This is a genomic window from Hydrogenophaga intermedia, assembly GCF_000723405.1.
In the GTDB taxonomy this organism is placed as follows: Bacteria; Pseudomonadota; Gammaproteobacteria; order Burkholderiales; family Burkholderiaceae_C; genus Hydrogenophaga; species Hydrogenophaga intermedia.
The window spans coordinates 208,141-233,066 of record NZ_CCAE010000002.1; the positions used below are offsets into that span (position 1 = coordinate 208,141).

The following is a 24,926-nucleotide window of genomic DNA, read 5'->3' on the forward strand; positions in this document are numbered from 1 at the left end:
TTCACTGACAGGCCTCGCAACCCGGGTCGTCGATGGCGCAGAACTTGACGTCGGTGGCGGGTTCGCTCGCAACTGCCGTTGCACTTGCGGCCGCGGCCACCGGTGCGCTCGGCGTCACCGACACCGCATTGAGTTGCCCCGTACGGCCAGTGGATTTCTCGATCTGCGTGGCCGAGGTGGTGCGCAGGTAATAGGTGGTCTTCAAGCCACGCAGCCAGGCGAGCTTGTAGGTCTCGTCAAGTTTCTTGCCCGAGGCGCCGGCCATGTAGATGTTCAGGCTCTGCGCCTGGTCGATCCACTTCTGGCGGCGCGCGGCGGCTTCCACCAGCCACACCGGCTCGACCTCGAAGGCGGTGGCGTACAGCGCCTTCACGTCCTGCGGCACACGGTCGATCGGGCGCAGCGAGCCGTCGAAGTGCTTGAGGTCCATCACCATCACGTCGTCCCACAGGCCCAGGCGCTTGAGGTCCTTCACCAGGTAGCCGTTGATGACGGTGAACTCGCCCGACAGGTTGGACTTGACCGAGAGGTTGCCGAAGCAAGGCTCGATGGAGGCGTCCACACCGATGATGTTGGAGATGGTGGCGGTGGGGGCGATGGCCACGCAGTTGGAGTTGCGCATGCCGTCGCGGGCGATTTTCTGGCGCAGGGCGTCCCAATCGAGGCTGCTGGAGCGGTCCACGTCGACGTAGCCACCGCGTTCCTTGGCCAGCAGGTCCAGGGTGTCGGGCGGCAGGATGCCCTTGTCCCACAGCGAACCCTTGAAGCTGCTGTAGCGGCCGCGCTCCTTGGAGAGTTCGGTGGACGCCCAGTAGGCGTAGTAGCAGACGGCTTCCATGGAGCGGTCGGCGAACTCGACGGCTTCGTTGGAGGCGTAGGGGACGCGCAACTCGTACAGCGCGTCCTGGAAGCCCATGACGCCCAGGCCCACCGGGCGGTGGCGCAGGTTGGAGTCGCGCGCCTTCTTGACCGCGTAATAGTTGATGTCGATCACGTTGTCGAGCATGCGCATCGCGGTGGCGATGGTCTTCTTGAGCTTCTCGTGGTCGAGTACCTTGCCGTTCTCGCCGTCCTTCAGGTGGCGCAGCAGGTTGACCGAGCCGAGGTTGCAGACGGCGGTCTCGGTGTCGCTGGTGTTGAGCGTGATCTCGGTGCAGAGGTTGGAGCTGTGCACCACGCCGGCGTGCTGCTGCGGGCTGCGCACGTTGCAGGCGTCCTTGAAGGTGATCCAGGGGTGGCCGGTCTCGAACAGCATCGAGAGCATCTTGCGCCACAGGTCGGAGGCGGGCACCTTGCGGTAGGGCTTGATCTCGCCGCGCGCGGCCTTTTCCTCGTAGGCGACGTAGGCCTTCTCGAAGTCCGTGCCGAATTTGTCGTGCAGGTCGGGGGTGTTGGAGGGCGAGAACAGGCTCCACTCGCCTTTTTCCAGCACGCGCTTCATGAACAGGTCCGGAATCCAGTTCGCGGTGTTCATGTCGTGGGTGCGGCGGCGGTCGTCGCCGGTGTTCTTGCGCAGCTCCAGGAATTCCTCGATGTCCAGGTGCCAGGTCTCCAGGTAGGTGCAGACGGCGCCTTTGCGCTTGCCGCCCTGGTTCACGGCCACGGCCGTGTCGTTGACGACCTTGAGGAAAGGCACGACGCCTTGCGATTCGCCGTTGGTGCCCTTGATGTGGCTGCCCAGGGCGCGCACGCGTGTCCAGTCGTTGCCCAGGCCGCCGGCGAACTTGGACAGCAGGGCGTTTTCCTTGATGGACTCGTAGATGCCGTCCAGGTCGTCGGGCACGGTGGTGAGGTAGCAGCTGGAGAGCTGCGAGCGCAGCGTGCCGCTGTTGAACAGCGTGGGTGTGCTGCTCATGAAATCGAAGGTGGAGAGGATTTCGTAGAACTCGATCGCGCGGGCCTCGCGGTCGATCTCATTGAGCGACAGGCCCATGGCCACGCGCATGAAGAAGGCCTGCGGCAGTTCGATGCGCGATTTGCGCACGTGCAGGAAGTAGCGGTCGTACAGGGTTTGCAGACCCAGGTAGTCGAACTGCAGGTCGCGCTCGGGCTTGAGCGCGGCGCCCAGGCGGGTCAGGTCGAACTGCAGCATGTCGGGGTTGAGCAGCTCGGCGTCCACGCCCTTCTGGATGAACTGGGGGAAATAGTCCGCGTAGCGCTGGCCCATCTCGGCCTGCGGCACCTCGGCGCCCAGGATCTCCCGCACGATGGTGTGCAACAGCAGGCGCGCGGTGGCGTAGGTGTAGTCCGGGTCTTTTTCGATCAGCGTGCGCGCGGCCAGGATGGCGGCCTTGTAGACCTCGTCGATCGGCACGCCGTCGTACAGGTTGCGCTTGGTCTCGGCGACGATGGGGTCGGCCTTGACGTCGGCGCCCAGGCCGGCGCAGGCGTCGGTGATCAGGCGGGTGAGGGCGTCGATGTCGAGCGGCACGCGCTGGCCGCCGTCGATCACGTGCAGCTGCGGCTCGGCGGCGCGGGCGGTGGCGGCCTGGGTGGCGCGCTCGGCGGCGCGGCGCTCGCGGTACAGCACGTAGGCGCGGGCGACTTCATGGTGGCCGCTGCGCATCAGGCCGAGTTCGGCCTGGTCCTGCACGTCCTCGATGTGGAAGGTGCCGCCGCCCGGGCGCGAGCGCATGAGGGCGCGCACCACGTTCTGCGTCAGTTCGTCCACCGTTTCGCGCACGCTGGCCGAGGCCGCGCCCTGCGTGCCGTGCACCGCGAGGAAGGCCTTCATCATGGCCACGGCGATCTTGCTGGGCTCGAACGGCACCACGGCGCCGTTGCGCCGGATGATCTGGTACTGCGTGTAGGCGGACACAGGGGTGGAGGAGGTGGGCGAAGCGCCGGGCACGGACTTCTGTGCGGGGGCGACGGGGGACTGGGGGGTGGCTGCGCTCAGCATGTTTCCTCTCGATTCAGGATTTGTTCTGGGTGATCAGGTCGGGTTGGCCGCTGTTGTCGGGTGCATTGCTCACGCGGATGACGGTGCGCGGAAAACAGGGCCGGGGGGTATCTGGGGGCACACTATATCTGGTGTGTCGAGGGGCAACAAGGCACTACCGATAGCGTTTTGTGATGCGGATTGGCGAAGGCATGGATGGCGCCGATGCGCTGGCGCGCGACGATTTGCGCCGAGCGTTGACGATGCCTGCGTTTCGGTCGCGGATCGAAGCATTCATGCGGGATGCGACGAGATTCCGCGCTGCAGGCCGCGCGTGGCCTGCGATGACCGGGTCAGTCGCGGTCGACGTCGGCTGGAAGGCCGAGCGGTCCTTCGTGTGTGGCTTCGGGAAAACACGAGGTCGGCCATCCGACGAGCTGTCGCAGCCGGGCCCACTCGAAGCCGGATCCCGGGTCTTGCTTGCGCCCTGGGGCGATGTGCTCGTGGCCGGCGATGTGCCGGATGGGGTGGCGCACGCGCAGGGCCTGGCACAGCCGCGCCAGTGCCTGGTACTGGGGTGCTTCGAAGGTCTCGCCTTCCAGACCTTCGAGTTCGATGCCGACGGAGAAGTCGTTGCAGTTGTCGCGCCCGAGCCAGTGCGAGGCGCCCGCGTGCCAGGCGCGGCGCGCGCTGGAGACGAACTGCAGCACGCGCCCGTCGCGCCGCACGAAGAAGTGCGACGACACCTCGATGCCGCGGATGGCCTGGAAGTAAGGGTGCGCGTCCCAGTCGAGCCGGTTGGTGAACAGCCGCTCGACCTCGTCGCCGCCGTACACACCGGGTGGCAGGCTGATGGAGTGCACCACGATCAGGTCGACCACCGTGCCGCGCGGCCGCGGGCCGTGGTTAGGCGATTCGACGCGCTGCGCGCCGCGCCACCAGCCACCGCGCCAGCCGGGCTCAGTCCGCGGCGTCGCTGTCGCCATGGCCGGGCGCGCCGGGCACCACGATGCCCAGGCGCTGGATGCGGTAGCGGATCTGGCGCAGGTTCAGGCCCAGGCGGGCCGCCGCCGCGGTGCGGTTGAAGCCGCACTCCTGCAGCGCCTTGAGCAGCACCTGGCGCTCCTGGTCGTCGAGGTAGCGCTGCAGGTCACTGGGGAGCGACTCGCCACTGTCCGCCTCGGGTGGGCTCAGCGGCACGAAGCGGTAGGGTTCGCTCGCCGCCAGGGGGTCGGGTAGCGGGTCGGGCAAGGTAGCGGGCTCAGTGTCGCCGGTCTCTCCGAAGTCTGCGGCGTGCAGTACCGGGCCGTTGGCCAAGGCCAGCGCGCGCTGCAGCAGGTTCTCGAGTTCGCGCACGTTGCCTGGCAGTTCCCGCGCTTGCAGCCAGGCCAGCGCGGCGGACGACAGCTCGGGCACGGCCTGGCCGGCTTCGGCGCACAGTCGTTCCAGCAGGGCCTGCGCGAGCAGGGGCAGGTCTTCGGGGCGGTCGCGCAGGGCGGGCGTGCGCAGGCCGATGACGTTGAGGCGGTAGTACAGGTCCTGGCGGAACTGGCCGGCCTGCACGAGCGCGGGCAGGTCGCGGTGCGTGGCGCTGACCAGGCGCACGTCGACCGCGTCTTCCTGCACGGCGCCGAGCGAGCGCACGCGGCGTTCTTGAATGACGCGCAGCAACTTGGCCTGCATGGCCAGCGGCAGGTCGCCGATCTCGTCGAGGAACAGGGTGCCGCCGTGCGCGGCCTGGAAGTAGCCCTCGCGGTCGGCGCTGGCGCCGGTGTAGGCGCCCTTGCGCGCGCCGAAGAACTCCGCCTCGATGAGGTTTTCGGGGATGGCGCCGCAGTTGACGGCGATGAAGGGGCCGCTGGCGCGGTGGCTGCATTCGTGCACGGCGCGCGCCACGAGCTCCTTGCCAGTGCCCGATTCGCCGAGGATGAGCACCGGCGCCATGCTGGTGGCGACCTTCTCGATGCGGGCCTTTATCTGCACGATGCTGGGCGCCTGGCCGACCAGGCGGGCCAGGGCGCGCACCCCACTGGGCGGCGGTGGCGCACTGCGGGTGGGCTCGTTCGCGGGCACGGCGGCCAGCGGCGCGCGCTGGCCGCGCAGGGCCGAGGTGACGGCCCCGCGCAACTGGCGCAGGTCGACCGGCTTGGTGAGGTAGTCGAAGGCACCGGCCTTGAGCGACTCGACCGCGTTCTCGGCGGAGCCGAAAGCGGTGATCACGATGCACTTCTCGGTGCGCTGGCCGTCGGCGACCTCACGCAGCAGCGTCAGCCCCAGGCCGTCGGGCAGCTGCATGTCGGTGATGAGCACGTCGAAGCGTTGCTGGGCCAGGCCCTCGCGGGCCTGCTCCAGGTTGGCGGCGGTGGTGACGGCGTGTCCCTCGCGCAGCAGCGTCAGTTCATAGAGGGTGCGCAGGTCGGGCTCGTCGTCGACGACCAGGATGGAGGCGCTCGCGGAGGTGGACATGCGGGGCTCAGCCGGGGGCCAGGGGCGGGTGGCCCGAGCGCAGCGGATCAACGATGGTGTGCTCGTGGTCGTGGGCCGGGTTCGACGCGGGCGACAGACTCAATTGGTGTCCGCCCCCACCCCCACGTGCCGGGGCCGCCGCAGTGGCCCCCGCGTTCGCCAGCGGCATGAGCACGTAGAACTCGTTGCCTTCGCGCTGGTCCAGGCGCGCGCGCTGGTAGGCGATCTGCGCGCCGTAGCGCTCGCAGAGCTCGCGGCAGATGTACAGGCCCAGGCCGCTGGAGCGGCTCTCGGACGAGAAGAAGGGCTCGAACAAGTGCTTGAGCACGCTGGCCTCAAGCGGGCCGCCGTCGCTCCAGATGGACAGGCGCAGGTGCTCGGTGCCGCTGGGCTGGGTCACGATGCGGATCGACGCGGGCTTGCCGCTGGCGTGGCGCAGGGCGTTGTCCAGCAGGTTCACCAGCAGGCGTCGCAGGTGTTCCGGGTCGAAGGCCACCAGTCCTTGCGAGGCGTGCAGGTGCACGCCCAGGGTCTGGGTCACGCTGTTCTGCCGCATCCATTCGGCGGTCACTTGCCGCACCATGGAGTCGAGCGGCAGAGGCGGCACGTGGCTATCGGCGCGGCTGGGCTGGGGGCGCGCGATGTTGAGGATGTCGTCGACGATGCGCGAAAGCCGCTGCGCGTTCTGGTCGATCATCTTCGTGAGGCGTTTCTGCGCGGGCTCGCGCACCTCCTCGTCGAGCAAGGCATTGGCCTGTGTGATGGCCGACAGCGGATTGCGGATCTCGTGTGCCACGGCAGCCGACATACGGCCCATGGAGGCAAGCTTCTCGGTGCGAACGCGCGCCTCGACCTCGCGCAGGTCTTCGAGGAAGAGCACACACAGCGAGCCGCGTTCGCCCACCGCGGGCGTGAGCTTGGTGCGCGCGTGCAGGCGCTGGCTGGGCCGATCGCCGTGTTCGATGGTGGTTTCGGTCTCCAGTGCGGCGTCGATGGCGAAGCTTTCTTCGACCAGCGCGGCCAGGTGCGACCAGCTCGGCCGCGCCGACAGCAGCAGGCGCGCGCCTTCGGGATAGTTCTCGCCCATGAGCATGCCGCGCGCGGCGGGGTTGGCGTTGCGCACCACGCCGTGCGTGTCGATCACCAGCACGCCCACGCCCAGGCTTTCGATGACCACCTCGTTGACGGCGGCCTGCGCGCGCGCGGCGGCCTGGCTGCTGGCCGAGACGGCTTCCTCGCGCGCCAGGCGCAGGGCGAGCTGGTGGGCCAGCACGGCCACCAGGAAGAAGCCCGTGCCCGCGAGCCCGGCTTGCAGGAAGCGCGCGGTGTCGAGCTGGCCGAACCCCGACGCGTCGAGCGCAGCCTCGGTCAGCAACAGCAGCGTGACGCCGGCCGCCGTGCCCAGGCCCAGCACCAGCGGGCCGAGGATGGCACCCGTGAGCACCGGCAGGGCGAACAGCGGCGTGAAATTGATGCCCCCGCCGGGCTGGAAGTGCTGCAGCAGCGCCACCACCGCCACGTCCAGGCCGATGGTGACGATCCACTGCAGCGTGGGCGCGCGGCCATGCTCCGCCGGTTTCCACATCAGCAGCACCGCCACGGTGGCCAGCAAGTAGGTGGAGGCCAGGGCGGTCAGCCCGATCGTGCTGCTTTCGGTGGTGAGCAACAGGAACAGCTGCAAGGCCAGCAGCACCAGCGCCACGAACACGCGCGCCCGCATGAACGCGCGCCACAGGCGCTCGAACGAGCGGACGCGCTGGTCGTGCGCCTGAGCGCCCGTGCTGTCGTGGGCCGAGTACCAGGATGGAGCGAAGCTGGAACTGTCGTGGCGTGCCATGCGGGTCCTCAGGCCGGTGGGCCCTCGATGCGCTGCTGGTGCTCGGCACTGCAGTAGCTGCCTTCGCGGCCGGTGATGGCCTCGCTTTGTGGCAGGGGCGTGCCGCAGGCGCGGCAGGCCACCATCGCGATCGGCTGGCCGGGTCCGCGCGCGGCGGGGCGTGGCGGTGGCGGCGCGGCGGCCTCGCGTTCCTGGCGCTCGACGCGGCGGTTGTTGCGCCACACGTAGAACGCCACCACGACGACGGCGAGCACGAGCAGGTATTTCATTCTTGGAGCGTCATGTGCGGTGCAGCAGCACCTCGATCACGAAGCGCGAGCCCACGTAGGCCAGCAGCAGGAAGCCTGCGCCCACGTAGAGTGTGCGCACGGCGGTGCGCCCGCGCCAGCCCAATTGCCAGCGGCCCCACAGCAACACGCCCATGGTGGCCCAGGCGAGCACCGAGAACACGGTCTTGTGGTTCCACACCATGCGCTGGTTGAGCAGTTCGGAGAAGTGCCAGCCCGCCAGCAGCGTGAGGCTGAGCAGGAGGAAGCCCGCGGCCACGAAGCGGAAGGTGAGGCGCTCCAGCGTGAGCAGGGGCATGGCGGTGTCGCTGGCCACGCCGCTGCGCATCGCGCGTTCGGCGCGCTGCATCAGCCAGGCGTGCACCACGGCGGCGGCGATGAGGCCGTAGGACGCGATGCCCAGCGCCCAGTGCAGCGGCATCCACACCGAGGGCAGGGTGGGGTGCTCGGCGCCGGGGAAGGCGATCACCAGCAGCATCACCGCCGCGCCCATCAGCGCCAGCGCCCAGCGAGCGCGCAATTGGGGGTACAGCCGGCTTTCGATCAGGTACACCGTGAGCACCAGCCACAGCGTGACCGACAGTGCCGGCGCGAAGCCGAAGCGCACCGGCTCGCTCAGCAGGCTGGCCAGCAGCGCCAGCAGGTGCAGGCCCCAGGTGATGGCCAGCAGACCACGCGCCTGAAAGCTGCCCAGCCGCGGGTGCGCCCACGCCACCAGCGCGTACGCCAGCGCGGCCAGCGTGGCGAGCACGGCAGCCGGCAGGTTGAAAGCCAGTTGGGGAAACAGGTTCATGGCCACGGGCCAACGCGGTAGGTGCCGAGGGCTAAAATCAGCCGCACATCTTAACGGCGCCTCCCGGGCGCTTCGTGGCCCGGTCCCCCCGTTCAACGGGTCCACTGTGGCGCTCCGTCGGCGCCCCCACACTCTCCCAACCGCAGCCATGGCCTCAGCCCTGTCCGACCGCCTGTCACGCATCGTCAAGGAAATGCGCGGCCAGGCCCGCATCACCGAGAGCAACGTGAGCGACATGTTGCGCGAGGTGCGCATGGCCTTGCTCGAGGCCGACGTGGCCTTGCCGGTGGTGCGCGACTTCATCGCCCGTGTGAAAGAGAAGGCGCTGGGCGCGGACGTGGTGGGCTCGCTCACCCCGGGGCAGGCGTTGGTGGGCATCGTCAACCGCGAACTCGCCGCGACCATGGGCGGCGCGGGCCCGGAAGGGTCGGCTGCGCGTCCCGTGGTCGACCTCAACCTCGCGGCTCAGCCGCCCGCCGTGATTCTCATGGCCGGCCTGCAGGGCGCCGGCAAGACCACCACCACCGCCAAGCTGGCGCGGCACCTGATCGAGAAGCGCAAGAAGAAGGTGCTCACCGTTTCGGGCGACGTTTACCGCCCTGCCGCCATCGAGCAGCTCAAGACCGTGACCGCCCAAGCCGGCGCCGAGTGGTTCCCGAGCACACCCGAGCAGAAACCCGCCGACATCGCGCGCGCCGCGCTCGACCACGCGCGCCGCCACCACTTCGACGTGCTGCTGGTCGACACCGCTGGCCGCCTTGCCATCGACGAGGCGCTGATGCGCGAGATCCGCGAGCTGCACGCGGTGCTGAACCCGGTGGAGACGCTCTTCGTCGTCGACGCCATGCAAGGCCAGGACGCGATCAACACCGCCAAGGCTTTCAAGGAAGCGCTGCCGCTCACCGGCATCGTGCTCACCAAGCTCGACGGCGACTCGCGCGGCGGCGCGGCGCTGTCGGTGCGCGCCATCACGGGCGCGCCGATCAAGTTCGCCGGCGTGTCGGAAAAGATCGATGGCCTGGAGGTCTTCGACGCCGAGCGCCACGCGCAGCGCGTGCTGGGCATGGGCGACATCGTGGCCCTGGTCGAGCAGGTCACTGCCGGCGTGGACATGGCCTCGGCCCAGAAGCTCGCGGCCAAGGTCAAGAGCGGCGAGGGCTTTGATCTCAACGACTTCCTCGACCAGTTGCGCCAGATGAAGCAGATGGGCGGCCTGTCCAACCTGCTCGACAAGCTGCCCGCGCAGATGGCGGCCAAGGCCGGCGAAGCCGACCTCTCGCGCGCCGAGAAGGACATCAGGCGCAAGGAGGGGATCATCTGCAGCATGACCCTGGCCGAGCGCCGCAAGCCCGAGATCATCAAGGCCACGCGCAAGCGTCGCATTGCCGCCGGTGCGGGTGTGCACGTGCAGGAGGTCAACCGCCTGCTCAAGGAATTCGAGCAGATGCAGGGCATGATGAAAAAGATGAAGGGCGGCGGCCTCATGAAGATGATGAAGCGCATGGGCGGCATGAAGGGCATGCCCAAGCTGCCCGGCATGGGCTGATCCGTTTCCCGTACCCACACACCCGTTCACCATGGCACGCGACGTCCACGTCATCACCCACCCGCTGGTGCAGCACAAGCTCACGCTGATGCGCCGCAAGGACACCAGCACCAAGAGCTTTCGCGAGCTGGTGCACGAACTCAGCGCGCTGTTGGCCTACGAGCTCACGCGCGACATGCCCATGCAGGAGATCGACATCGAGACCCCGCTGGAGCCGATGAAGTCGCGCGTGATCGACGGCAAGAAGATCGTGCTGGCCTCCATTCTGCGGGCGGGCAACGGCTTCCTCGACGGCATGCTGCAGGTCATCCCTGGCGCGCGCGTGGGCCACATCGGTCTCTACCGCGACCCGGCCACGCTCAAGGCCGTGGAGTACTACTTCAAGATGCCGCAGGACATGCACGAGCGCGACGTGATCGTGCTCGATCCCATGCTGGCCACGGGCAACTCGGCCGTGGCGGCGGTGGACCGCTTGAAGAAGACAAACCCGCGCTCCATCCGCTTCGTTTGCCTCGTCACCTGCCCCGAAGGCCTCAAGACCTTCCACGACGCCCACCCCGACGTGCCGGTCTACACGCCCGTCATCGACCGCGGCCTCAACGATCACGGCTACATCGTCCCGGGCTTGGGCGACGCGGGCGACCGAATCTTCGGAACCAAGTAGCGGTCCCGACCTCTCGCATTCTGGATAACACACCGGTTATCCGCTCTGAGATAAGGTCGCGCCCATGAATCCCCAAGCCCCTTCCTTCTGGCGCATTGGCTGGACGTCCCTGCTGCGCGACTGGCGCGCGGGCGAGCTGCGCCTGCTGGTGATCGCCGTGACCCTGGCCGTGGCCGCGCTCACGGCCGTGGGCTTCTTCGCCGACCGCCTGCAGGGCGGCCTCACGCGCGACGCCAGCGCCCTCATCGGTGGCGACGCCGTGGTGGTGTCCGACCAGCCGGCCGGCGCGGTTTTCGTCGAGCGCGCCGAGGCGCTGGGCCTGCGCCACACGCGGAGCCTGAACTTTCCCACCATGGGCCGCGCGAGCGACGAGCAAGGCGGTGCCGCCCGCCTGGTGGCGCTGAAGTCAGTGGACGAAGGCTACCCGCTGCGCGGCACGCTGCGCGTGTCCGAGTCGCCCGATGCGCCCGACGTGGTCGCGCCTGGCATCCCTGCGCGCGGCACCGCCTGGGTGGACGCGGCCCTGTTGGTGCAGCTCGACCTGCGCGTGGGCCAGCCGCTGCTGCTGGGCGACGCGCGCTTCACCATCGCGCGGGTGCTCACGGTGGAGCCCGACCGGGGTGGTGGCTTCATGAGCTTCGCGCCGCGCGTGATGATCCGCAACGACGACCTGCCCGCCACTGGTCTGGTGCAGCCCGCCAGCCGCGTGAGCTACCGGCTCGCCGTGGCCGGCCCGGAGCCTGCCGTGGCCGGCTTCAGCCGCTGGGCGCGCGCGGAGATCGAGCGCCCCGGCGTGCGCGGCGTGCGGCTGGAGTCGCTGGAGGGCGGCCGGCCCGAGATGCAGCGCACCTTGGGCCGCGCCGAGAAGTTCCTCAACCTCGTGGCCCTGCTCGCCGCGCTGCTGTGCGCGGTGGCCGTGGCCATCGCCGCGCGCGGCTTCGCGCAGCGCCATCTGGACGACTGCGCCATGCTGCGCGTGCTGGGTCTGTCCCAAGGCAACATGGCGCGCGCCTACACGGTCGAGTTCGCCATCGTGGGTCTGTTCGCCAGCGCGCTGGGCGTGCTGCTGGGCTGGGTGGTGCACCACGTCTTCGTGCTGTTGCTGGCGGGCCTGGTCGAATCCAGCCTGCCCGCGCCCGGCCCCGTGCCGGTGCTGCTGGGTCTGGGCATGGGCCTCACGCTGCTGCTGGCCTTCGGCCTGCCGCCGGTGCTGCAACTGGCCAAGGTGCCGCCACTGCGCGTGATCCGCCGCGACGTGGGTCAGCTCAAACCGGCCACGCTGGGCGTGCTGGGCCTGGGTGTGGTGGGTTTTGCCGCGCTGCTGCTGGCGGCCAGCCGTGACCTGCTGCTGGGCGGCATCGCCGTCGGCGGCTTCGCGGCGGCGGTGCTGCTGTTCGCGGCCGTCAGCTACCTCGCGGTGCGCGTGCTGCGCGCCAGCGTGAACGAGGCCACCGCGCCGCGCGCCCTCGTCATGGCCACGCGCCAGCTCTCGGCGCGCCCGGCCTACGCCGTGGTGCAGATCAGCGCGCTGGCCGTGGGCCTGCTCTCGCTGGTGCTGCTGGTGCTGCTGCGCACCGACCTCATCGACAGCTGGCGCAGCGCCACGCCACCCGACGCGCCCAACCGCTTCGTCATCAACGTGCAGCCCGAACAGGCGCAGCCCTTCCAACAGGCCTTGCGCAACGCGGGCGTGGGCCAGTACGACTGGTTCCCCATGATCCGGGGCCGCCTCGTGGCCATCAACGGCAGGGCCGTGCAACCCGAGGACTTCGAGGCCGAGCGCGCGCAGCGCCTGGTCGAGCGCGAGTTCAACCTGTCGCACACGGCCGAGCGGCCCGAGAACAACCCCATCGTGGCCGGGCGCTGGACGCCCGAGGAGGCCGACGGCCTGAGCGTGGAGGAGGGCTTGGCCGAGGAGTTGGGCCTGAAGCTCGGCGACGCGCTCGGCTTCGATATCGCTGGCCAGACGGTCGAGCGGCGCATCACCAGCCTGCGCAAGGTCGATTGGGGCTCCATGCGCGTGAATTTCTTCGTGCTGTTCCCCGTGGCCGAGATGAACGACGTGCCGATCACCTACATCAGCGCCTTCCGCGCGCCCGAGGCCGCGGGCTTCGACAACGCCCTGGTGCGCGAATTTCCCAACATCACCAACGTCGACATGAGCCAGACCATCGCCCAGGTGCAGCGCGTGCTGGGCCAGGTCATCGCGGCCATCGAGTTCCTCTTCGCCTTCACGCTGGCGGCGGGGCTGGTGGTGCTGCTGGCGGCCGTCACGGCCACGCGCGGCGAGCGCGAGCGCGAATTCGCCATCCTGCGTGCCGTGGGTGCCGGCTCGGGCCTGCTGCGCCAGGTGCAGCGCATCGAGCTGCTGGGCGTGGGCCTGCTGGCGGGCTTCCTGGCCTCGGTGGTGGCGGTGGCCGTGGGCTGGGCGCTGGCGCGTTTCGCCTTCGAATTCACCTGGACGGCCTCGCCCTGGGTGCCGCTGGGCGGCGCGCTGGCGGGTGCCGTGCTGGCACTGGCGGCGGGCTGGTGGGGCCTGCGTGCCATCCTGCGCACCCCTGTGGTTGAAACCTTGCGCCGAGCCGCCACCTGAACCCGATGAGCGACCAACTCCTGCAACCCGAAGAACCCGCGAAGTTCGCCACCCCTTTCGAGTGGATCGGCGGCGAGGCGCGCGTGCGCGCGCTGGTGGACCGCTTCTACGACCTGATGGATCTGGAGCCCGGCTACCGCGAACTGCGCGCCGCGCACGGCAGCGCGTTGGACAGCGCCCGAGAGAAGCTGTTCTGGTTCCTGTGCGGCTGGCTCGGCGGGCCGGAGCACTACACCTCGCGCTTCGGCCACCCGCGCCTGCGCATGCGGCACATGCCGTTTGCCATCGGCATCGTCGAGCGCGACCAGTGGCTGGCCTGTATGGACCAGGCGATGGGCGAGACCGGGGTGGACGCCGAATTGCGCGAGCGGCTCAAGAAGAGCTTCTTCCAGACCGCTGACTGGATGCGCAACACGCCTTGAATCAAGGCATTTGATTGCTCGGGTCGCAAAGCCAGGCAAGGGCGGCCAGTGCCGCATGAGGGTAGCCCATGGCGATTGGCAGCAGAGCGTAAACCGCGGCACTGTCGCTTGGGGGCAGACCCTTTGTGCCGTAGAAATACACGAGCTGATCTCTCAACGCGTAGAAGGTGTTGTCGAAAACCTGTGACGGGGGGTCGGGTTCCAGGCCCTTGAGCGTCACTGCAAGCCCTTTGGCTGAGCTGAGCGTGCTGAAGCTGTTCTTGATATCCGGCAGCGGCTCCGGACGCGTGCTCGATGCGGTAGCCATCGGATAGTACCTGTCCCACTCACGCATAACCCAGTCCGCGAGTTCGATGTGTGAGGCGAACGTGCGCTGGCCATGAGCGCCACGCAACGTGAGCGTGTACGGGAACAATTGAGTAGGCATCAAGACTCCAGCAAGTGAGGTTGGATCTCTGCGCAACACGCGAGGTCTCGGCATGTCCGCGGGTCTGCGAGATTCTCCCCGTGCCTGCTGTTTGTGAGCCTTGCCACGGCATCGGTTGATCACCCATTGTTGGGACGGGCAAATCCCACTTGCACCCGTGGCCGGGCTTCAGCGTGTGGTCAGCGAGAGTTCGCGCAGCGTCAGCGGGCCGTACCAGGCCTCGGCCCGGGTGGCGAGGTTGTTGGCGTCGGTCATCAGCCCCACGGCGGTGAGCGGACCGGCCGGGCGTTCGAAGGCCGCCAGGTAGTCGGCGCGCACGTCGCGTTCGTGCTCCACCCAACGCCCCAGTTGCCCCGGGCCGTTCTGCACGACGAGTTTGCGGATACGCCGCGTGTGCGGGTTTTCGATCACGGTGCCTACGGGGTAGCGGTTGTCCCACACGTACATCAGCGTGGCGTAGGGCAGGGGTTCGCCGGTCATCAGGTGGGCCAGCTCGGAGAGCATGTGGTCGCGCCGGCTCCAGGACTGGCGGTCGCCGTCGAAGCTGAGCAGCACCCGCGCCACGGCGTCGTCGGCCTGGGGGTCTTTCATGTCGGCCTGGTCCATCAGCGCATCGGCCCACCACGAGAAACGCAGCCGTGCGCCGGGTGGCAGCTCCGTCGGCTTCAACGTCAGGCGCAGGAGGCTGTTGCCCGCGTCGCTGCGCGCGTGCACGGCGGGGCGGCCGCCGTGTTCGGCGGCGCGGTAGTCGGTGGGGCGGCGGTTGCCATAGCGGCGGTGCGTCCAGGGGCCGACGGGCTCCAGGCCGTCGAACCGGCAGGCGCGGGCCCAGGTGGACCCATCGATCTCGTCCTTCGGCGCCGACGGGGGCGTGGCGCAGCCCGCCAGGGCAGCGCCGGTGGCCAGCAGCCAGTGGCGGCGATCGACAGGGAACGGGCGGGGCGCGGCGGACATGGCGCGGATCATGCCGCGCGCCGGTGACCCCGGCTTGACGCCCGCCGGTCGAAGGTTCGCGCGCGGGCGGTAGGCGTGCATCGCGTCACGCCGGACGCAGCAGCACCACCAGCGCGCCGGCCCCGCCGTCGGCGGGGCGGGCCTGCACGAAGGCCATCACTTCCTTCTTCTGCACCAGCCAGCGCAGCACGCGGCCTTTGAGCACCGGCGCGCGGCCGGGCGAGCCCAGGCCCTTGCCGTGCACCACGCGCACGCAGCGCAGGCCCTGCTGGTGGCTGGCGCGCACGAAGCGGCCCAGGGCCTCGCGGGCCTCGTCGGTGCGCAGGCCGTGCAGGTCGATCTCGCGCTGGATCGCCCAGCGGCCTTCACGCAGCTTGCGAACCACTTCCGGCCCCAGGCCCGGGCGGCGGTAGCTCAGTTGGTCGTCGGTGTGCAGCAGGGTCTCGACGTCGAATTCGTCGGACAGGGCCTCGCGCATCACGGCGGCCTCGTCGCGCTCGCGTTGCAGGGGGCGCGGTTCGGGGTAGGGCCGTGGCGGCTGGGCGCGGCCGTGCGCAGGCAGGCGCTGCACCGGGCCCACGGCGATCTCGAACAGGCGGTGCTCGCGCTCGCGCCGCGCGGCGGCCAGGCGTTCGGCCTCTCGCTCGGCCGCCTCGCGCGCGCGGCGCTCGGCCAGTGCGTTGCGGATCGATTTGAGTTCGCCGAGGGTGTTCACCTTCATGCCCGTCATTGTCGGGCCACACCCGCCGCCGTATCAGAGAAGGCCGAGTTGCGCGAAGGACGCCGCGCGCTCGCGCGTGACGACAATGTGGTCGAGTACCCGCACGCCCACCAAGGCCAGCGCGTCGCGCAGGCTGCGGGTGATCGCCACGTCGGCCGCCGAGGGCTCGGCCAGCCCGCTGGGGTGGTTGTGCGCCAGCACCACGGCCGCGGCCTGGTGGTGCAGGGCGCGCAGCACCACCTCGCGGGGGAACACGCTGGCCTGGTTGAGCGTGCCGCGAAACAGTTCCTCGAAGGCGATGAGGCGGTGCTGGCTGTCCAGCAGCAACAGGGCGAACACCTCGTGTGGGCGATCGCCCAACTGCAGGCGCAGGAATTCGCTGGCGGCGGCGGGGTCGTTGAGCAGGTCGCGCGCCTTCAGCGGCTGGGCCAGGGCGCGGCGGGCGATCTCCATCACCGCCGCGATCAGCGCGCGCTTGGACGGCCCCAGGCCCTTGATGCGGCCCAGCGCGGCGGCGTCCGCGGCCACCAGGCCGGCCAGGCCGCCGCAGGTGTCCAGCAACTCCTGGGCCATTTGCAGCACGTGCTTGCCGGCCATGCCGGTGCGCAGCAGCAGGGCCAGCAGTTCGGTGTCGCTGAGGGCGTTCGCGCCGCGCGCGAGCAGCTTTTCGCGTGGTCGTGCGTCGCTGGGCAGGCTTTTGAGCCCGGCCCGCTGATGGGCTTGCATGAGGTTCCTCCCCGGATCGGACGCGCTTTTTACAATACGCGTTTCGCCCATCCCCCTGGGTGCATCGCACCCCCACCATGTCCCACGTCCAGCCCGGCTCCTTCCTGACCCTGCACTACCGCATGAGTGGCGCGCAAGGGCAGGTCATCATCGACACCTTCAATGGCCAGCCCGCCACGCTGAGCCTGGGCCAGGGAGAGCTGTCGCCCGCCATCGAGCAGCGCCTGATCGGTCTGGCCGAAGGCACGCGCACCGTCATCGATCTGGCGCCCGGCGAAGCCTTTGGCGAGCGCCAGCCCGAGATGCAGCAGTGGGTGGCCCGCAAGCTGCTGAACGAACTGGGCGACCCGCACGAGCAGTACGCCGTGGGCGACGTGGTGCAGTTCCCCACGCCCGACGGCCTGGGCAGCTACGCCGGGGCCGTGCGCGAGGTGCGGGCCGATGGCGCTGTGCTGTTCGACTTCAACCACCCGCTGGCGGGCCAGGCCGTGCGGTTCGAGGTCGAACTGATCGGAGTCCTGTGATGGCGCAACTGCAAGACATCATCCTCGCCGAGCCGCGCGGTTTCTGCGCGGGCGTGGATCGCGCGATCGAAATCGTGGAGCGGGCGCTGGCCAAGTTCGGCGCGCCCATCTACGTGCGCCACGAGATCGTGCACAACACCTACGTCGTCAACGACCTCAAGTCCAAGGGCGCGATCTTCATCGAGGACCTGGACGACGTGCCGCCCAGAGCCACGCTGGTGTTTTCGGCGCATGGCGTGAGCAAGGCGGTGCAGAACGAGGCGGCCCAGCGCGGTTTCCAGGTGTTCGACGCTACCTGCCCGCTGGTGACCAAGGTGCACATCGAGGTGGCCAAGCTGCACCGCGAGGGCTACGAGTTCATCATGATCGGTCACAAGGGCCACCCCGAGGTGGAAGGCACCATGGGCCAGCTCGACAGCGGCATCCACCTGGTGGAGGACGTGGCCGATGTGGCGCGCGTGAACCCGGCGCAGAGCGAGAAACTCGCGGTCGTCACCCAGACCACGCTGTCGGTGGACGACGCGGCAGAGATTCTCAAGGCCGTGAAGGCGCGCTTTCCGCAGGTGCGCGAGCCCAAGCAGCAGGACATCTGCTACGCCACGCAGAACCGGCAGGACGCTGTGAAGGTGCTGAGCGCACAGGTTGACGTGGTCATCGTCGTGGGCAGCCCCACCAGCTCCAACAGCAACCGCCTGCGTGAGGTTTCGCTCAAGCTCGGCACGCCGGCCCACATGGTGGACAGCGCCGACGAATTGCGCCCTGAGTGGTTCGAGGGCCGCGCGCGCGTGGGCCTCACCGCCGGCGCCTCGGCGCCCGAGATCCTCGTGCGCCAGGTGATCGACCGCATCAAGTCCTTTGGCGCCATCTCCGTGCGCTCCATGGACGGCCTGACCGAGACCGTCAAGTTCCCGCTGCCCAAGGGACTCAAGCTCGGCGACGCCGGCACCCACTGATTCCTTCCACTGCCCCTCCCCATGCTCGACATCGTTCAACTGCGCAAGGACCTGCCCGCCGTCGTGGCCCGGCTCGAGACGCGCAAGCAGCCCCAGCCCTATCTCGACGTCGCGGCCTACCAGGCCCTCGAAGGCGAGCGCAAGACGCTGCAGACCCGCACCGAGGAACTGCAGGCCCAACGCAACAGCGTGTCCAAACAGATCGGCATGCTCAAGGGCAAGGGCCAGCACGCCGAGGCCGACGCCGCCATGGCGCAGGTCGGCGCCATCAAGGACGAGCTGGAGGCCGGTGCCGCGCGCCTGGACGTGATCCAGGCCGAGCTGCAGGCCCTGTTGATGGCCGTGCCCAACCTGCCGCACGAGAGCGTGCCCGTGGGCGAGGACGAATCGGGCAACGTGGAGGTGCGCCGTTGGGGCACCCCGCGCAGCTTCGATTTCCCGGTGCGCGACCATGTGGACCTGGGCGCGCCGCTGGGCCTGGATTTCGAAACCGGCGCGCTGCTCTCCGGCTCGCGCTTCAGCTTCCTGCGCGGCCCGGTGGCGCGTCTGCACCGCGCGCTCGCGCAGTTCATGCTCGACCTGCAGACCGAGGCGCACGGGTATACCGAGTGCTACACGCCCTACATCGTCAACCGCGAAGTGCTGGAGGGCACGGGCCAGTTGCCCAAGTTCAAGGACGACATGTTCTGGGTCTCGCGCGGTGGCGACGAGGACTCGCCGGAGCAGTACCTCATCTCCACTTCGGAGATCTCGCTCACCAACACCGTGCGCGAGCGCGTGCTGGCTGAAAGCGATCTGCCGATCAAGCTGACCGCGCACAGCCCCTGCTTCCGGTCGGAGGCCGGCAGCGCGGGCCGCGACACGCGCGGCATGATCCGCCAGCACCAGTTCGACAAGGTCGAGATGGTGCAGATCACTCACCCCGACACGAGCTACGAGGCGCTGGAACAAATGGTGGGCCACGCCGAGGCGGTGCTGCAAAAACTGGAGCTGCCCTACCGCGTGATCGCGCTGTGCACCGGCGACATGGGCTTCGGCGCCGCCAAGACCTACGACCTGGAGGTCTGGGTGCCGGCGCAGAACACCTACCGCGAGATCTCGAGCTGCTCCAACTGCGAGGCCTTCCAGGCGCGCCGCATGCAGGCTCGCTTCAAGAACGCGCAAGGCAAGAACGAGCTGGTGCACACGCTCAACGGCTCCGGCCTGGCCGTGGGCCGCGCGCTGGTGGCGGTGCTGGAGAACCACCAGAACGCCGACGGCAGCATCTCGGTGCCGGCGGCGCTGCGGCCCTACCTGGGCGGGCTGCAGCGCCTGTCCGCGCCCTGAGGAGGAACGGTATTTGCCGGGGGTCCCCGTGAACGCCCGACAGGTACTTTCACTCTGCCGGCAGGCGATCGGGGCCTGGGTCGATGATTTCGCGCCCAGCATGGGGGCGGCCATCGCCTACTACACCGCGTTCTCCCTGGCGCCGCTGCTGGTCATCGTCATCGCGGTTTCCGGTGCGATTTTTGGCCGTGAGGCCGTCACCGGCCAGATCACGCAACAGCTCTCCGACCTGATTGGCGCGGAAGGGGCCCGCCTGGTGCAGGGCCTCATCGCCAGCGCCAGCGACACCGAGCGTGGCCTGGTGGCAGGCACCATCAGCACCATCGTGCTCTTCGTCGGCGCCACCACGGTCTTTGCCGAACTGCAAAGTGCGCTCGACCGCATCTGGCGCGTGCCGGAGCGCGAGAAGCCCCAGGGCATCTGGGCCATCTTGCGCGCCCGCCTGCTCTCGTTCGGGCTGATCCTCGGCCTGGCCTTTCTGCTGATGGTGTCGCTGGTGGTGGGCGCGGCCATCGCCGCCCTGGGCAGTTGGGCGGGAGGGCTCATGCCGGGGGCCGAAGCGCTGCTCCAGGCCCTCAACATCCTCGTGTCGCTGAGCTTCAGCACCGTGCTCTTCGCGATGATCTTCAAGTTCATGCCGAGCACCTCGGTTGCCTGGCGCGATGTGTGGGTCGGCGCGCTCGTCACGGCCGCCTTGTTCGAACTCGGCAAGTTGCTGATCGGCCTGTACCTCGGCAAGAGCGGCATCACAGAATCCTTCCAGGCCGCGGGCTCGCTGGTGGTTCTGCTGGCCTGGGTCTACTACGCCGCGCAGATCTTTCTGCTGGGCGCCGAGTTCACCAAGGTCTACGCGCAAGCGCACGGTTCGCTGGCGCCGGCCGGAGCCCCGCCCGCCGTCCGGCCCGAGCCTAGCCAGGCAAGCCTGGGCGATTGAGCGCCTCGGCGGCCACCACCCGCGTGCCGGCCCGCCGCGCCAGGATGGCGGAGGCGTCGTCCAGCGCGCCGATGCCGGCCAGCGCGCCGGTGCGGTTCACGAAGTCGCAGGCGGCGCGCACCTTCGGCCCCATGGAGCCCGCGGCGAAGTCCATCGCGGCGAGGTCCTGCTGCGTCACATTGCCCAGTGCACGCTGACCGGGCTGGCCCCAATCCGCGAACACAGCGGGCACGTCGGTCAGCATGAGGAACGCGTCCGCCCCCAGCTCGGCGGCCAGCAGGCCGCTGGCGTGGTCCTTGTCGATCACGGCTTCCACGCCGATGTGTGTGCCGTCCGCACGGCGGACCACCGGAATGCCGCCACCGCCCGCGCAGATCACCGTCACGCCCTGTTCGACCAGGAGGCGGATGACCTCGATTTCGAGGATGCGCAGCGGCTGGGGTGATGCGACGACGCGGCGCCAGGCCTTGCCGTCGCGGGCGACAGCCCACCCGCGCTGCTGCTTCAGCGTCCGGGCTTGCGCTTCGCTGTAAACCGGGCCCACGGGCTTGGCTGGTGCACCGAAAGCGGCATCGTGCGGGTCCACCTCCACCTGCGTCAACAGGGTGGCGAATCGCGCCGGCGCCGGGTGGGCGTTGTCCAGCTCCTGCTGCAATACGTAGCCGATCATCCCTTCCGTTTCGGCCCCCAGCACGTCGAGCGGGAACCCGCTCTTGCCCGCGGCCTCGCCCTGCAGTGCCAGCAGGCCCACCTGCGGCCCGTTGCCGTGGGTGATGACCAACTGGTGACCTTCATCCATCAATTGCGCCAGCGACTTGGCGGCGCGGCGGATGTTGTCGCGCTGCGTCGCGGCGCTGACAGGCTCGCCGCGCCGCAGCAGCGCGTTGCCTCCCAGAGCGACGACCACGCGGGCCATCTCAGCCGCCCAAGGTCGCTACCAGAACCGCCTTGATCGTGTGCATGCGGTTCTCGGCCTGATCGAACACGATGGACGCCGGGCTTTCGAAGACGTCGTCGTCCACCTCCATCGCCGTGATGCCGTGCAGCTTCTCCATCTGCGCGCCCACTTCCGTCTCGGTGTTGTGAAAGGCGGGCAGGCAGTGCATGAAGCGCGCGCGCGGCTTGCCGGTCAAGGCCATCACCCGGGCGTTGACCTGGTAGGGCAACAGCAGGCGGATGCGCTCCGCCCAGACGGACTCGGGCTCTCCCATCGACACCCAGACATCGGTGTAGAGAAAGTCGCAGTCCCTCACGCCCTCAGTCAGGTCTTCGGTCAGCAGCACGCGGGCGCCGCTGTCGCGTGCCAGCGCCCTCGCTTCGTTGACGACGGCCTCGTTCGGCCACAGGCTGCGCGGCCCGCACAGGCGCACGTCCATGCCGAGTTTGGCGGCGCCCGTCAGCAGTGAGTTGCCCATGTTGTTGCCGGTGTCGCCAAGGAAGCAGAAGGCCACGTCGCGCAGGGGCTTCTCGCAGTGCTCGCGCATGGTCATGAAGTCGGCCAGGATCTGTGTCGGGTGAAACTCATCCGTCAGCCCGTTGTACACGGGCACGCCCGACCACTTCGCCAGCGTGTCGACCACCGCCTGCCCGTGGCCGCGGTACTCGATCGCGTCGTAGACGCGGCCCAGCACCCGGGCGGTGTCCTTGATCGATTCCTTGTGGCCGATGTGGCTGCCCGACGGTCCCAGGTAGGTGACGGTGGCGCCCTGGTCGTGCGCTGCCACCTCGAAGCCGACGCGTGTGCGGGTGGAGTCCTTTTCGAAGATCAGCGCGATTTCCTTGCCGCGCAGCAGGGGCTGCTCGGTGCCGGTGTACTTGGCCACCTTGAGGTCGGCGGCCAGCTTGAGCAGAAAGCCGATCTCGGCGGCCGAGTAGTCGCTCAGCGTCAGGAAACTGCGGTTGCGAAGGTTGATGGCCATGGGCTGCCTTTTCGGGTGGGGGACCTGCTTCGCGCAGGGCTCATGCCTCGCGCCACAGCGGGCAGCTCATGCAGTGGGCTCCGCCTCGGCCCCGGCCGAGTTCACCGCCGCGGATGGTGATGACCTCGATGCCCGCCTTGCGCAGCAGGGTGTTGGTGTGGGTGTTGCGGTCGTAGCCGATGACCACGCCGGGCTCGATGGCGAGCACGTTGTTGCCATCGTCCCATTGCTCGCGCGCCTGCTCGTAGCCGTCCCCCCCGGTGGGAATGACGCGCAGCGCCTTCAGGCCCAGGCATTGCGCCACCACCTCGAACAGGGGCTGCTTCTCGGTGCGGCAGTCGATGCCGCCGCGCTCGTTCGGGTAGAGGCTGTGGCACACGATCTGTGCCGCCACCTCCACAAAGCTGGTCACGGTGTCGCGGTCGCAGAACGAGAACACGGTGTCCAGGTGCATGGCGGCGCGTGAGCGCGGCATCTGGCAGGCGACCACGCGCTGCGCGGCACCGGCGGCGAACAGGGCCTGCGCCAGTTGCCCCACCGCCTGCGGCGTGCTGCGTTCGCCCATGCCCACCAGCACCACGCCGTTGCCGATGGGCATGATGTCTCCGCCTTCCAGTGTGGCCGGGCCATGGTCCGTATCGGGGTCGCCCCACCACACGGGGAAGGCGGCTGGCGCGAACAGCGGGTGGAAGCGGTACACGGCGGCGGCCAGCAGCGTTTCCTGGCGGCGAGCGGGCCAGTGCATGGGGTTGAGGCTCACGCCACCGTAGATCCAGGCGCTGGTGTCCCGCGTGAACATCAGGTTGGGCAGGGGTGGCAGCACGAAGCCATCGGGTCCGAGGTAGGGACCGAACATGCCTTCGGGTTTGAACGGCAGCTCGTGCACCGCCAGGCCGCCCACCAGGTGGCGCGCGAGCTGGGCATCGGGCAGTTCCCACAGCCAGCCCCGGAGTTCGTCGAGCATGCCCACGCCCACGTGGTCCGGCGTCACCCGGCGCTGCAGCACCCAGTCGCGCGCCGCGGGCAGCGCAAGGGTCTCGGCCAACAGCTGGCCCATCTCCAGCACCTCGACGCCGCGGTCCTGCATCTTCGTGACGAAGTCGAAGTGGTCGGTGCGCGCCTGCTGCACCCAGAACACGTCGTCGAACAGCATGGCGTCGCAATTGGCGGGGGTCAGGCGTTCGTGGGCCAGCCCCGGCGAGCCAACCAGCACGCGCCGCAGCTTGCCCACCTCGGAATGCACGCCGAAGCGGGCGGCGCTCTCCAGCGCCGCGTGCGGGCCGTTCACAGCAGAACCGCCGCGCTCAGCGAGGCCATGCTGAGCAAGGCCAGCATCAGCATCAGCGGCCAGATGAAGCGCACCCAGCGCTGGTAAGGCACCCGCCCGATGGCCAGTGCGCCAACCACCACCGCGTACGTGGGCGTGACCAGGTTGGTGATGCCGATCGCAGTCTGGAAGGCGGTGACGGCCAGGTCGCGCGGTACGCCGGCGAAGTCCGACAAGGGCGCCAGGATCGGCATGCTCAACACCGCCAGGCCGGAGGTGGATGGCACCAGCAGGCTCAGCAGGCCTTCGGTGGCGAAGAGCGCGTTCACGAAGGCCACGTCGGACATGCCGCCGATCCAGCCCTCCAGCGCGTGCAGGATGGTGTCGGTGATTTTTCCCTGGTCCATGATCACCACGATGCCGCGCGCCAGGCCGATCACGAGCGCCACGCCCAGCAGCTCACGCGAGCCGTCGACGAAGGCGTTGGTGAAGGGTTTCTCGCCCATCCAGGCCACCAGCCCCACGGCGATGGCTGACGCCAGGAACAGCGCCGACATCTCGGCCATCCACCAGCCGCGCAGCGCCACGCCCCAGACCATGGCGACGAAGGTGGCGCCAAACAGCACCAGGATGATCTGCTGTCGCCCCGTGAGCACCTGGTCTCGATGGCTCTCGCGGTGGCGCAGGAAGTGCGCCTCGTTCTCCACCTTGAGGTCGGCCACCAGCGAGCGGGACGGGTCCTTGCGCACGCGCTCCGCGTATCGCATCACGTAGGCGACGCAGATCAGCCAACCCAGCGCCAGGATCACCAGGCGCAAGGCCATGCCCTGGGTGAACGGGATGCCCGCCGCGTTGGAGGCGATGGCGGTGGAGAAGGGGTTGATGGTGGAGCCGAGCACGCCGATGCCGGCGCCCACCATGATCACGGCCACGCCCGTGAGCGCGTCGTAGCCCACCGCAATCATCAGCGGCAGCAACAGCACATAGAAGGCCAGCGTTTCTTCCGCCATGCCGTAGGTGGTGCCACCGGCGGCGAAGAGCAGCATCAGCACCGGGATCATCCACTTCTCGCGCCCCTGCATGCGTTGCATGACGCGCTCGATGCCGGTGTTGATGGCGCCGGTGGCGTTGACCACGCCGAGGAAGCCGCCGATGACCAGCACGAAGAGCGAGACGTCGATGGCGTTGGCCACGCCCGTCGCCTGGTTGTAGAAGCCCGTGATGGGCGCCATCAACACATCGAGCACCCCTTGCGGTGCGGCATCGACCACCTGATAGGTGCCCGGCACCGGCGCGTCCTTGCCGAGGGCTTCGTTGGCCGCGCGCTCGTATTGCCCCGCGGGCAGCACCCAGGTCAGCGCGGCCATCACGACGATCAGCGCGAACAGGATGGTGTAGGCCGTGGGGAACCGGTCTTGTGCGGTGGGAAGGGGCGCAGGCGCCGCGCCCGACATCGGTTGCGCATGGTTTGCCATGGTGTTGCCTCCATCGACGCCGGGCCGCCTCTGCGGGATGGCAAAGGGCTCTCTTGGCGCGCGGTGCATCTTCAATCGACAGGACCCGGCGCACTTTGACGAGGGTCAAGAACCCGTGTGGTGCCCGAGGCGTGCACATGGGGCGGCGCCTGCGAGGCCGGCCTGAGGGGAGAACTGGATGGGCGATGCGGTGAGACCTTGACACGGTTGC

22 protein-coding genes are annotated in these 24,926 nt (G+C 69.1%); 8 read left to right on the forward strand and 14 right to left on the reverse strand.

Annotated features, from left to right (window positions below):
* Window position 1: 1 nt before the first annotated feature.
* The 6 genes from BN948_RS02480 to BN948_RS02505 all read right to left on the reverse strand — a co-directional run bounded on the left by BN948_RS02480 (window position 2) and on the right by BN948_RS02505 (window position 8,264).
* A complete protein-coding gene (locus BN948_RS02480) occupies window positions 2-2,902 on the reverse strand; it encodes a ribonucleoside-diphosphate reductase subunit alpha (protein WP_009516572.1) in 2,901 nt (966 codons plus the stop codon).
* A gap of 332 nt (window positions 2,903-3,234) precedes the next feature.
* Window positions 3,235-3,867, reverse strand: a complete 633-nt coding sequence (gene ampD, locus BN948_RS02485) for a 1,6-anhydro-N-acetylmuramyl-L-alanine amidase AmpD (protein ID WP_009516573.1) — start codon at window positions 3,865-3,867, stop codon at window positions 3,235-3,237.
* Window positions 3,842-5,347, reverse strand: a complete 1,506-nt coding sequence (locus BN948_RS02490; protein WP_009516574.1) for a sigma-54-dependent transcriptional regulator — start codon at window positions 5,345-5,347, stop codon at window positions 3,842-3,844. The genes ampD and BN948_RS02490 overlap by 26 nt, the downstream gene beginning before the upstream one ends.
* A 7-nt stretch (window positions 5,348-5,354) precedes the next feature.
* Window positions 5,355-7,184: a sensor histidine kinase gene (locus BN948_RS02495; protein WP_009516575.1), complete on the reverse strand. Its 1,830-nt coding sequence runs from the start codon at window positions 7,182-7,184 to the stop codon at window positions 5,355-5,357.
* Window positions 7,185-7,192: 8 nt separating this feature from the next.
* Window positions 7,193-7,453, reverse strand: coding sequence for a PP0621 family protein (locus BN948_RS02500; RefSeq protein WP_035620193.1), 261 nt, complete (start codon window positions 7,451-7,453; stop codon window positions 7,193-7,195).
* 10 nt (window positions 7,454-7,463) lie between these two features.
* Window positions 7,464-8,264: a cytochrome C assembly family protein gene (locus BN948_RS02505; RefSeq protein ID WP_009516577.1), complete on the reverse strand. Its 801-nt coding sequence runs from the start codon at window positions 8,262-8,264 to the stop codon at window positions 7,464-7,466.
* Between the two features lie 148 nt (window positions 8,265-8,412).
* Here BN948_RS02505 and ffh point away from each other — a divergent pair, with 148 nt between their 5' ends.
* The 4 genes from ffh (at window position 8,413) to BN948_RS02525 (ending at window position 13,489) form a co-directional block, all read left to right on the forward strand.
* Window positions 8,413-9,810 (forward strand): signal recognition particle protein, encoded by a 1,398-nt coding sequence (gene ffh / locus BN948_RS02510; protein ID WP_009516578.1) that lies wholly within the window; start codon window positions 8,413-8,415, stop codon window positions 9,808-9,810.
* A gap of 31 nt (window positions 9,811-9,841) precedes the next feature.
* Entirely contained in the window at window positions 9,842-10,474 is a 633-nt protein-coding gene (gene upp, locus BN948_RS02515) for a uracil phosphoribosyltransferase (RefSeq protein ID WP_009516579.1), read from the forward strand.
* Between the two features lie 64 nt (window positions 10,475-10,538).
* A complete protein-coding gene (locus tag BN948_RS02520) occupies window positions 10,539-13,067 on the forward strand; it encodes an ABC transporter permease (protein ID WP_009516580.1) in 2,529 nt (842 codons plus the stop codon).
* A 5-nt stretch (window positions 13,068-13,072) separates the two neighbouring features.
* Window positions 13,073-13,489, forward strand: a complete 417-nt coding sequence (locus tag BN948_RS02525) for a group II truncated hemoglobin (RefSeq protein WP_009516581.1) — start codon at window positions 13,073-13,075, stop codon at window positions 13,487-13,489.
* Between the two features lies 1 nt (window position 13,490).
* Here the strand turns inward: BN948_RS02525 and BN948_RS02530 are convergent, their stop codons facing one another.
* The 4 genes from BN948_RS02530 to radC all read right to left on the reverse strand — a co-directional run bounded on the left by BN948_RS02530 (window position 13,491) and on the right by radC (window position 16,317).
* Window positions 13,491-13,916 (reverse strand): hypothetical protein, encoded by a 426-nt coding sequence (locus tag BN948_RS02530; protein WP_009516582.1) that lies wholly within the window; start codon window positions 13,914-13,916, stop codon window positions 13,491-13,493.
* 168 nt (window positions 13,917-14,084) lie between these two features.
* Window positions 14,085-14,870 carry a DUF3047 domain-containing protein gene (locus BN948_RS02535; RefSeq protein WP_069903107.1) on the reverse strand — a complete coding sequence of 262 codons (786 nt, stop codon included), beginning with the start codon at window positions 14,868-14,870 and terminating at the stop codon, window positions 14,085-14,087.
* Between the two features lie 85 nt (window positions 14,871-14,955).
* A complete protein-coding gene (locus tag BN948_RS02540) occupies window positions 14,956-15,600 on the reverse strand; it encodes a Smr/MutS family protein (protein WP_009516584.1) in 645 nt (214 codons plus the stop codon).
* A 24-nt stretch (window positions 15,601-15,624) separates the two neighbouring features.
* A complete protein-coding gene (gene radC, locus BN948_RS02545; RefSeq protein ID WP_009516585.1) occupies window positions 15,625-16,317 on the reverse strand; it encodes a RadC family protein in 693 nt (230 codons plus the stop codon).
* Window positions 16,318-16,394: 77 nt separating this feature from the next.
* On the opposite strand from radC, the gene BN948_RS02550 reads away from it, so the two are divergent.
* From BN948_RS02550 to BN948_RS02565, 4 genes are read left to right on the forward strand one after another with little or no spacing between them, the layout of a single operon-like run.
* Complete coding sequence (locus tag BN948_RS02550) at window positions 16,395-16,841, forward strand: FKBP-type peptidyl-prolyl cis-trans isomerase (RefSeq protein WP_009516586.1); 447 nt, start codon at window positions 16,395-16,397, stop codon at window positions 16,839-16,841.
* The gene (gene ispH / locus BN948_RS02555) at window positions 16,841-17,794 is read left to right on the forward strand and encodes a 4-hydroxy-3-methylbut-2-enyl diphosphate reductase (protein WP_009516587.1); all 954 of its coding nucleotides are present in this window, start codon (window positions 16,841-16,843) and stop codon (window positions 17,792-17,794) included. The genes BN948_RS02550 and ispH overlap by 1 nt, the downstream gene beginning before the upstream one ends.
* 21 nt (window positions 17,795-17,815) lie before the next feature.
* Window positions 17,816-19,120, forward strand: a complete 1,305-nt coding sequence (serS, locus tag BN948_RS02560; RefSeq protein WP_009516588.1) for a serine--tRNA ligase — start codon at window positions 17,816-17,818, stop codon at window positions 19,118-19,120.
* A 28-nt stretch (window positions 19,121-19,148) separates the two neighbouring features.
* Window positions 19,149-20,054, forward strand: a complete 906-nt coding sequence (locus tag BN948_RS02565; RefSeq protein ID WP_236953907.1) for a YihY/virulence factor BrkB family protein — start codon at window positions 19,149-19,151, stop codon at window positions 20,052-20,054.
* On the opposite strand, the gene arcC is transcribed toward BN948_RS02565, so the two are convergent.
* The 4 genes from arcC to BN948_RS02585 are packed head-to-tail and all read right to left on the reverse strand — an operon-like array spanning window position 20,029 to window position 24,715.
* Complete coding sequence (gene arcC / locus BN948_RS02570; RefSeq protein ID WP_009516590.1) at window positions 20,029-20,970, reverse strand: carbamate kinase; 942 nt, start codon at window positions 20,968-20,970, stop codon at window positions 20,029-20,031. The genes BN948_RS02565 and arcC overlap by 26 nt on opposite strands.
* 1 nt (window position 20,971) lies before the next feature.
* Window positions 20,972-21,973 carry an ornithine carbamoyltransferase gene (gene argF, locus BN948_RS02575; RefSeq protein ID WP_035620196.1) on the reverse strand — a complete coding sequence of 334 codons (1,002 nt, stop codon included), beginning with the start codon at window positions 21,971-21,973 and terminating at the stop codon, window positions 20,972-20,974.
* A 40-nt stretch (window positions 21,974-22,013) separates the two neighbouring features.
* Entirely contained in the window at window positions 22,014-23,261 is a 1,248-nt protein-coding gene (locus BN948_RS02580) for an arginine deiminase (protein WP_009516592.1), read from the reverse strand.
* Window positions 23,258-24,715, reverse strand: a complete 1,458-nt coding sequence (locus BN948_RS02585; RefSeq protein ID WP_009516593.1) for a YfcC family protein — start codon at window positions 24,713-24,715, stop codon at window positions 23,258-23,260. The genes BN948_RS02580 and BN948_RS02585 overlap by 4 nt, the downstream gene beginning before the upstream one ends.
* Window positions 24,716-24,926 lie beyond the last annotated feature (211 nt).

Bases quoted from the DNA above. Each gene is read 5' to 3' on its own strand.
- BN948_RS02480 (WP_009516572.1), bottom strand. From the start codon at position 2,902: ATGCTGAGCGCAGCCACCCCCCAGTCCCCCGTCGCCCCCGCACAGAAG.
- ampD (WP_009516573.1), bottom strand. From the start codon at position 3,867: ATGGCGACAGCGACGCCGCGGACTGAGCCCGGCTGGCGCGGTGGCTGG.
- BN948_RS02490 (WP_009516574.1), bottom strand. From the start codon at position 5,347: ATGTCCACCTCCGCGAGCGCCTCCATCCTGGTCGTCGACGACGAGCCC.
- BN948_RS02495 (WP_009516575.1), bottom strand. From the start codon at position 7,184: ATGGCACGCCACGACAGTTCCAGCTTCGCTCCATCCTGGTACTCGGCC.
- BN948_RS02500 (WP_035620193.1), bottom strand. From the start codon at position 7,453: ATGAAATACCTGCTCGTGCTCGCCGTCGTCGTGGTGGCGTTCTACGTG.
- BN948_RS02505 (WP_009516577.1), bottom strand. From the start codon at position 8,264: ATGAACCTGTTTCCCCAACTGGCTTTCAACCTGCCGGCTGCCGTGCTC.
- ffh (WP_009516578.1), top strand. From the start codon at position 8,413: ATGGCCTCAGCCCTGTCCGACCGCCTGTCACGCATCGTCAAGGAAATG.
- upp (WP_009516579.1), top strand. From the start codon at position 9,842: ATGGCACGCGACGTCCACGTCATCACCCACCCGCTGGTGCAGCACAAG.
- BN948_RS02520 (WP_009516580.1), top strand. From the start codon at position 10,539: ATGAATCCCCAAGCCCCTTCCTTCTGGCGCATTGGCTGGACGTCCCTG.
- BN948_RS02525 (WP_009516581.1), top strand. From the start codon at position 13,073: ATGAGCGACCAACTCCTGCAACCCGAAGAACCCGCGAAGTTCGCCACC.
- BN948_RS02530 (WP_009516582.1), bottom strand. From the start codon at position 13,916: ATGCCTACTCAATTGTTCCCGTACACGCTCACGTTGCGTGGCGCTCAT.
- BN948_RS02535 (WP_069903107.1), bottom strand. From the start codon at position 14,870: ATGTCCGCCGCGCCCCGCCCGTTCCCTGTCGATCGCCGCCACTGGCTG.
- BN948_RS02540 (WP_009516584.1), bottom strand. From the start codon at position 15,600: ATGACGGGCATGAAGGTGAACACCCTCGGCGAACTCAAATCGATCCGC.
- radC (WP_009516585.1), bottom strand. From the start codon at position 16,317: ATGCAAGCCCATCAGCGGGCCGGGCTCAAAAGCCTGCCCAGCGACGCA.
- BN948_RS02550 (WP_009516586.1), top strand. From the start codon at position 16,395: ATGTCCCACGTCCAGCCCGGCTCCTTCCTGACCCTGCACTACCGCATG.
- ispH (WP_009516587.1), top strand. From the start codon at position 16,841: ATGGCGCAACTGCAAGACATCATCCTCGCCGAGCCGCGCGGTTTCTGC.
- serS (WP_009516588.1), top strand. From the start codon at position 17,816: ATGCTCGACATCGTTCAACTGCGCAAGGACCTGCCCGCCGTCGTGGCC.
- arcC (WP_009516590.1), bottom strand. From the start codon at position 20,970: ATGGCCCGCGTGGTCGTCGCTCTGGGAGGCAACGCGCTGCTGCGGCGC.
- argF (WP_035620196.1), bottom strand. From the start codon at position 21,973: ATGGCCATCAACCTTCGCAACCGCAGTTTCCTGACGCTGAGCGACTAC.
- BN948_RS02585 (WP_009516593.1), bottom strand. From the start codon at position 24,715: ATGGCAAACCATGCGCAACCGATGTCGGGCGCGGCGCCTGCGCCCCTT.